This window comes from Corallococcus sp. AB049A, from assembly GCF_003668885.1.
Classification (GTDB): Bacteria; Myxococcota; Myxococcia; order Myxococcales; family Myxococcaceae; genus Corallococcus; species Corallococcus interemptor.
The window spans coordinates 1-460 of record NZ_RAWL01001047.1 but is presented as its reverse complement, the minus strand read 5'-3'; the positions used below and the strand labels follow the sequence as shown (position 1 = coordinate 460).

Sequence of the window (460 nt, the reverse complement as noted above, 5' to 3'; positions counted from 1 at the left end):
GGTCGTGGGCCTCCCGCGCCGTGAGCGGCACGGACTCCCCGGCGTCACCGACCCGGTGCCCGATGAGGGCGTCCTGCTGATGCTCCTCCAGACCGGAGAGCGGGACGAGCGCGACCACCGTGCCCTCGGGCTGGCCGAGGGTGCCCGGCACGCGGAGGTCCCCCTGCCCCGGGCCGCCGTCGCCCCCTCCGCCCGGCGAGGGGGCCGTCAGCTGCTCCGAGGCGCGGATCCATGCTTCGGAGGCGTCCCGGGAGGCGGATTCGGTCAGCAGGGCCTTCGTGATGCCGGCCGCGTAGAACGAGTAGGCCAGGATGGTGGCCATCAGGATCAGAAGGACGCCGGCGCCGATGCGTCGGGCCAGCGACGTGGGCCGCCTGCGGCGGGTGCTGCCGTGCCCCGACGGGACCGCGGCGGTCTCAGGCAGGCCGGATGACATACCCGGCGCCGCGGATGGTGTGGA

The 460-nt window shown here is 75.2% G+C and carries 1 protein-coding gene; it reads right to left on the bottom strand.

Going from position 1 to position 460, the window contains the following annotated elements; all coding sequences use genetic code 11:
• Positions 1 to 322 (bottom strand): hypothetical protein (locus tag D7X55_RS40795; protein ID WP_199747396.1); only part of this gene is annotated, 322 nt, incomplete at its 3' end.
• Positions 323 to 460 lie beyond the last annotated feature (138 nt).